The following is a 6,476-nucleotide window of genomic DNA, read 5'->3' on the forward strand; positions in this document are numbered from 1 at the left end:
GGTTGAGTTATATACAGCATATCTGCAACCTTAGTCATATTAGGCGTTTTATATAATTTGTATAGTATTTCCCAATCTGAATCCTTCATAATTTACCACCTCTATTCACAATAAATTTTTCATATTTTGTTAATTATAACATAAAAAGTAGGAGTCCATGCCCCTACTTTTTATTATTAAGTAAAATCAATATTGATTTAAAACATATTCAATTTAATTAATTCATTAAATCTTCTACTTCAGACAAATCAAGCCCTGTAGATTTAGCTATATATTATGCTATTTTTTTATCTGGTCCCATATATTGTGAATCACTAAATGCTAATAAAGGATAGAAAACGACTGATAAAAATATTAATCCAATACAAAATCCTACTCCCTTTCCAAATACCTTTGCTAGCTTATACATTGTCATAATAGCTACAACTATGTTTACTAAAGGAACAATAAATGCTAAAAATATCCAGCCATTTCCCCAAGTAATTTTACAAAGGCAATATGTATTGTAAAGAGGTATTATAGCTTTCCAGCCTTCAAGACCAGCCTTTTGAAAAATTACCCACATAGAAGCGAACATTAATACAACTACTGCTAAATAAATTATTACACTCATTAAAATACCCTCCTCTTATTCTATTAAGTATTTTAATTATATAGAAAACATAGATATCAGTCAATATTTTACAAATATATAATTTCTATATATTAGAAAAAGGCTAACTAATATTTACATTTGTATATCAGTTAGCCCTTTTTTATCTTTTAATCTTGAAATAAAACTATTTTATTTTCATCTAAACTCTTTTTAACATCTATAACTCTCTGATTAGAAGAACCTCTCATCATAAGAGACAAATTCCTTTTAGCTTGAACAAACGGTCCATCGACTAAAACATCTATATAATTTAACACATTTCTTTGTTTTTCGTTGAATTGTTCTACAACATATCCTGTCCATAAATATATCTTCTTCTCAGGGAATTTTTCTTTAAATATTTTACATACCTCGATTACTCCATCTACATTTTCAGGGCAAAGTGGCTCTCCACCTAATATAGACAGATCTCTGTGTACATTGTTTTTATTTATATTTTCAAGTATATATTCTAAATCTGAATCCTCAAACTCCTCACCTGCATCGAAGTCCCAAGTTTCTCCATTGAAGCACCCCTTGCAATGGTGTGGACACCCTTGAGTCCAAAGAGACATTGTAACTCCTAGTCCATTTGCTATGTCGTTATCCTTTATTTTAGAAAATCTCATCAAAATCACTCCAATTTTTTTATAAATGTAAAACTCTTTGGCTGATTTCTTGAGTACGTCCTTTGCCCCACATGTTAGAGCCTATATATCCGCAAGTTCTTCTCATGACTTGCATTTCGTTTTTATCTCTATTTCCACAGTTTGGACAGTACCATTCCATATTGTCGTCTAATTTGATTTCTCCTGTATATCCACATTTGAAGCAAACATCTGGTTTTGTGTTTATTTCAGCGTATTGGATGTTGTGGTAGATGTAGTTTATTATTTGTTCCACTGCTGGTAAATTTTTACTCATATCAGGAACTTCTACGTAGCTTATACATCCACCTAAGCTTATATCGTGGAATTGACTTTCGAATTTTAATTTTTCGAAGGCGTCTATTTCTTCAGCGACATGAACATGATAAGAATTTGTGTAGTACATTCTATCAGTTACATTTTTTATTTCGCCGAATTTTTGTTTGTCTAATCTACAGAATCTAGAAGTTAAGCTTTCTCCTGGAGTTCCATATAATCCAAATCCAAGACCTGTCTCTTCCTTCCATCTATCGCAAGTGTCTTTTAAGTGGTGCATTACTTCTAGAGCAAATTTTTCTCCTTCTGGAGTTGTATGTGATACACCAAGCATTGCTTGAGTCATTTCGTAAACACCTACATATCCTAGAGATAATGTTGAATATCCGTCTTTTAATAATGGGTCTATTTTTTCACCCTTTTTAAGTCTAGCGATACCACCGTGTTGCCAGTGAATTGGTGATATATCAGAAGGAGTTCCTAATAATAAATTATGTCTAACCATTAGAGCTTCTCTACATAATTCTAGTCTTTCATCTAGGATTTCCCAGAATTTATCCATGTCCTTGTTTGCTGTTAAAGCTACTTGAACTAAGTTAAGACTCACTACACCTTGGTTAAATCTTCCATACCATTTGTAGTTTCCATTTTCATCCTTCCAGTTGCTTAAATGAGATCTACATCCCATTGGAGGGAAAGTTTCCCCATCGTAATTTTTTCTCATTATTTTAGCACTTTGGTAATCTGGTACTAATCTCTTTGTGTTGCATTTAGCTGCTAATCTAGTTATATAGTCGTATTTTCCGCCTTCTAGACAATTGTGTTCATCTAGTAAGTAGACAAGTTTTGGGAATTCTTCTCCAATTTCTTGTCCCTTGTAGTTTTTCATACCTTCTAATCTTTGGCGTATCATTTCTTCACAGATTAGAGCTTCTTCTTTTTCGTATTCTCCACCTTCTTCTATTTCAAGATATATTGTAGAGAATGGAGATTGGCCATTACTTGTGTGTAATGTAGATAATTGATATCTGATTGTTTGTATACCAGATTTTAATTCCTCTAGCATTCTATCTTCAGCTAATTCATGAGCCATTTCTTCGCTGTATTTTTCCATGTATTTATTTAAATATTTATTGTATGAAACTCTTAAAAATGGAGCTATGTGTTTTATTGTTATTGAGTTTCCACCGTATTGTCCACTTGCTATTTGAGCTATTATTTGAGTTGTAACTGTACATGCTGTAGCAAATGATTTTGGTGATTCAACTAATTTGTTGTTTATAACTGTTCCGTTGTTTAGCATATCTTCTAGGTTGATTAGCATGCAGTTGTGTATCGGTTGTATCGCATAATCCATATCATGGTAATGGATTGCCCCTTCATCATGAGCTTGAACAATATGCGCAGGTATTAGCTTTCTTCTAGCTATATCCTTTGAAACCTCTCCCGCTACTAAATCTCTTTGTGTAGATGCTAAATGACCATTTTTATTAGAGTTTTCATTTAAAACATCCTCGTTACTTTTGTCTAGTAACCCTAAGATACTATCATCTGTCGTATTTACTTCTCTTTTGAAGGATTGTACTGCTCTATATCCTTCATATGCTTTTGCAGTTAATTCTTGTTTGTGATCTATTAGTTCTTTATATACCAACTCTTCTACTTTATACACAGTTGGAGAAGATGATTCTTGTAAATACAGTTTTTCTATTTCATCAGCTATATCACTTGCTATTTCTTGTTCCATTATACCGCTACCGTATTTCATAGCTTTTAATATAGCATTTTTTATTTTTGATTTATCAAATTCTACTTTACTTCCATCCCTCTTTATTATATTTAAATTCGCTGTCATCGTTATCTCCTTTTTATCTCTAGTTTTAATATAATTACTTAATTTTAAATTTATATATTATCAATACTAATAGCTATAACTTTATATAAGTATATCTGTATAATTTAAAAATTGAAGAATTGCTATTTCTTATGTATAATTTTTCAAAAGCACAATATATAGTATCGACTGATTTATTTTACACCATATATTGTGCCTAATCAAGATTGTTTAAATAAAATTAAATATATAGATTTTTCCAATAATTATACATACCTTGTATTTACTGGACTTTAAAGGATTTATGAATTATATTTTTAAATCCTATAGATTTTGTATCACTTTATCTGACAAATTTATCTATTGCATCGTTTAAATCCTTCAATAATTTTTCCTTTTCCTCTAGCTTTTCATCTCCAACTACATCTACGACACATTTGTTTATATGATCCTCTAGTATTTTTTTCCCTAAATTGTTTAACGCTGATTTAACTGCAGATATCTGTATCAAAATCTCTGTGCAATCCCTGTGCTCCTCCATCATAGTCTTCACAGAGTTCGCATGTCCAATTATTCTAGACATTCTATTTATCAATTTTTTATAATCTTCGTCTGAATGTACGTGGTTTGTATGTACATGATCATGGTTTTCGTTAGCCATGTAACTCACTCCTACCTATTCTTAATTTTTTTAAAGACTTATACATTAAATTATACCTCATAAATTCGTATTTAATCATTTTAGATAATTAATTGACATATTTTTATTATGAATCTATAATATAATTAATAACCCCCATAGGGGGATAAAGGAGGTAATTAATATGCATGAAGGCCACCACGGAATATTAGATGATATAGAAGATATGGATGATTTATTTGGAATAAGCGAGGAACACGACCACGATCATTGTCATAATCATGATCACCACCATCATCACCACGACCATGAACATTCAGATGATAAACATAATAAGAAAAAGAAATTCGGTTTATTTAAGAAAAAACAAGACTAATAAGTAATTTAACACAATATATACCTGAGGGAATTTTATTTCTCTCAGGTTTTAAATTATAAATTTATAAGAAAGGGGTATAAAATATGAATCGATTTATCACAAAAAATAAAATATATATTCTTCCAATGACTTTGTTAGTATTAAATATACTAGCTATTATATTTCATTTTTTTATAAAAATTTCGCTTCCATTTCCATTTGAAATAATCCCTCTAGTAATAGGAGGATTTATAGTAATAAGATCAACCTTGCTTGCGACTATTAAAAAGAGAAAGGTTACAGCTGGGCTTTTAGTCGTTTTAGCTCTAATTGGAACTACATATGTGGGAGAATATTTATCTGGCTCAATAGTTTCATTTATGATGATTTTTGGAGAGTTTCTAGAGGATTTAACTATGAAAAAAACACAAAATGCAGTCCGCTCTCTTATAAAGCTAGTCCCTCATAAATGTAGAAAAAAAATCGGCGATAAATTCGAGCTAGTATCTATTCGTGAAGTCAGACCTGGGGATATAATCCAAGTTATAGCAGGAGAAAAAATTCCAGTAGATGGAATTATCAACAATGGTCAAGCGACAATAAACGAAGCTGCCATAACAGGAGAATCCATGCCTGTGGATAAAAGCGTCCATGACAAGGTATTTGTAGGTACTTTAAACGAAAACGGCGTAATCGAAATACTAACTGAAAAAATCGGAAACGAAACTATCCTTGGTCAAATTATAAAAACTGTAAAAAATGCCCAAGAAAACAAAGGCAATGTCCAAAAAACTGCCGATAAATTTGCAGAATTCTTCCTTCCAACTATACTTTTCATATGCTTTGTAACTGCTATACTTACAAAGGATATAATACGTGTCATGTCTATTTTAGTAATAGCTTGCCCATGTGCATTAGTTTTGGCGACACCAACTGCTGTAATCGCCAGCGTCGGAAATGCAGCTAAAAAGGGAGTTCTAATAAAAGGCGGTGTTGTCATCGAGGAATTCGCAAAAGTCACAACTATATGCTTCGATAAAACTGGAACTATCACTAAGGGTACACCTGAGGTTGTGGATATGTTCATATGCGATCAATCTAAAAAACAAGAATTTTTAGAAACTCTAGCAATAGTAGAAAAAAATTCAGGTCATCCTATTGGAAAGTCTATCGTAAAATACCTTGTCAATAAGGAAAATATAGATATGAATAATATTCCAAATGGGGAATTCGATATGCTATTTGGTCGAGGAGTAAAAGTAAAATTAGATGAAAAAATTTACGAGGTATCAAATAGAAGAGCTCTAGAAGAATTAAATTTTGAAGGCTCTAATTCTGAAAAAATATATGAATTCTTAGATCACGAGGAAAAGTTAGGAAGAACAGCACTAGTCGTACTTTCAAACCAAAATGTACTGGGTTGCTTATCCGTAGCAGATACTGTAAGACCTTATATAAAGGATGCTATCAACGAATTAAAAACTCTAGGAATAGAAGATTTCATAATGCTTACTGGTGACAACGAATATACAGCAAGTGCAATCTGTGAAGAAGTCGGTATAGAACATTTTAAAGCAAACCTTCTTCCACAAGAAAAGCTAGACTACATAAAAAAATTACAATCAGAAGGAAAACACGTAGCTATGATAGGCGACGGAATAAACGATGCCCCAGCACTTACTCTTGCAAATGTCGGAATCGCAATGGGTATGGCTGGAACAGATATAGCATCAGATGCATCTGATATAACTTTGATGTCAGACAGAATAGATTTTCTATGCGAAACTCTAGCTCTTAGCAAGAGAACTTATTTCATCATAAAACAAAATATATGGGTCTTTGCAGTCCTTGTAAATATAGTTGGAATACTTTTATCTGGATTAGGCTTCTTAAACCCTATAGCAGCCGCTATAATCCACAATGCATCTTCAATTTTCGTAGTATTAAATTCCTCTAGAATGTTAGGATATAAGTACAAAAATGATCAAACAAGTAGTAAATTATCTATCCAATCTAATTAATATAAATACTACTATCGACTCCAACAACGAAACTGAAGGTGTACTTTATATAAAAAAAGTATTCGA

At 31.6% G+C, this 6,476-nt stretch carries 6 protein-coding genes; 2 read left to right on the forward strand and 4 right to left on the reverse strand.

The features are described from left to right. Positions 1 to 274: 274 nt before the first annotated feature. The 4 genes from MR593_RS02355 to MR593_RS02370 form a co-directional block, all read right to left on the reverse strand. Positions 275 to 613, reverse strand: a complete 339-nt coding sequence (locus MR593_RS02355) for a DUF5684 domain-containing protein (RefSeq protein ID WP_290686597.1) — start codon at positions 611 to 613, stop codon at positions 275 to 277. 149 nt (positions 614 to 762) lie between these two features. Continuing rightward, the gene (gene nrdG / locus MR593_RS02360) at positions 763 to 1,263 is read right to left on the reverse strand and encodes an anaerobic ribonucleoside-triphosphate reductase activating protein (protein ID WP_290686599.1); all 501 of its coding nucleotides are present in this window, start codon (positions 1,261 to 1,263) and stop codon (positions 763 to 765) included. A gap of 19 nt (positions 1,264 to 1,282) precedes the next feature. Then, positions 1,283 to 3,412 (reverse strand): anaerobic ribonucleoside-triphosphate reductase, encoded by a 2,130-nt coding sequence (nrdD, locus tag MR593_RS02365; RefSeq protein WP_290686601.1) that lies wholly within the window; start codon positions 3,410 to 3,412, stop codon positions 1,283 to 1,285. Positions 3,413 to 3,734: 322 nt separating this feature from the next. Next, complete coding sequence (locus MR593_RS02370; protein WP_290686603.1) at positions 3,735 to 4,052, reverse strand: metal-sensing transcriptional repressor; 318 nt, start codon at positions 4,050 to 4,052, stop codon at positions 3,735 to 3,737. A 163-nt stretch (positions 4,053 to 4,215) separates the two neighbouring features. On the opposite strand from MR593_RS02370, the gene MR593_RS02375 reads away from it, so the two are divergent. Both MR593_RS02375 and MR593_RS02380 read left to right on the forward strand, forming a co-directional pair. Beyond that, complete coding sequence (locus MR593_RS02375; protein WP_290686605.1) at positions 4,216 to 4,407, forward strand: hypothetical protein; 192 nt, start codon at positions 4,216 to 4,218, stop codon at positions 4,405 to 4,407. An 86-nt stretch (positions 4,408 to 4,493) separates the two neighbouring features. Beyond that, positions 4,494 to 6,410: a heavy metal translocating P-type ATPase gene (locus MR593_RS02380; protein WP_290686607.1), complete on the forward strand. Its 1,917-nt coding sequence runs from the start codon at positions 4,494 to 4,496 to the stop codon at positions 6,408 to 6,410. The last annotated feature ends 66 nt before the right edge of the window (positions 6,411 to 6,476 follow it).

It is taken from the genome of Intestinibacter sp., assembly GCF_022780145.1.
Taxonomy (GTDB): Bacteria; Bacillota; Clostridia; order Peptostreptococcales; family Peptostreptococcaceae; genus Intestinibacter.